General features: G+C 42.3%; 1 protein-coding gene. It reads left to right on the top strand.

Annotation, left to right across the window (positions count from 1 at the left end; genetic code table 11):
- Positions 1 to 934, top strand: a 934-nt coding sequence (locus tag AC1DPZ_RS28050) for a tetratricopeptide repeat protein (RefSeq protein ID WP_477409722.1), incomplete at both ends; no start/stop codon positions are given.

The raw sequence follows: 934 nt of genomic DNA on the forward strand, positions 1-934 counted from the left end.
CAGCAAAACCCATCTACCCAGGTTTACCGCACTTATCACTCAGCTATCGACCTGATGGACAAGGGTAAATACGTGGCCGCCGCCGAGCAATTTCGCCTTGTTGAAACATCCCGGCTTAAAACAACCACCCAACCGCAGTTTGAATCAGACCTATCGCTGGTTAAAGAAAACAGCCAGTATTACGAGGCTTTCTGTGCCCTTAATTTGAATAACGATGATGCCGAAAGCATGTTTTTTCGCTTCATTAAAGAGCATCCCGAAAACCCGCTTACCCGGCAGGCTTATTTCCAGATTGGTAAATCGTACTTTAAACAGGGTAATTTCGAAAAATCTTTAGAATGGTTTAACAAGGTACAAGCCGGCGAACTTAACGGGCACGATAATACCGAATACAAATTTCGCAAAGGTTATGCCTATTTCTTCATCGGTAATTATAAAGAAGCCCAACAGCTTTTTGCCGAGGTGAAAGCCAAGAAAACCGAATTTACCGAGGACGCAACCTATTATTTCGCCTATATAGCCTATCTGAATAAAGATTACCACCTGGCTTTAGTAAATTTTGAAAGGCTAAAAAACTCTAAAAAATACGAGAATAGCTATCCTTACTACATATCTGCCGTTTACTTTTTAGATAAACGCTATGATGATGTGATCCATTATGCTGTGCCTATTGTGAACAGCACACATCAGCAAAACGAAACCGAAATGCTGCGTATTATAGCAGCATCGTACTTTGCCAAAACCGATTACGATAACGCGGTTAAATACTACGGCCGTTTCCAGGATCGCGACCAGGGCCGTACGCAAAACACGCAGGATAGTTACCAGATAGGTTATACTTTTTACAAAGTGGGCAACAATGCCCAGGCCGCTACCGAACTTGAAAAACTGGTAGAGCAAAAAGATGTATACAGCCAGAGTGGTAATTATACAC

It is taken from the genome of Mucilaginibacter sp. P4_G9 (assembly GCF_056400985.1).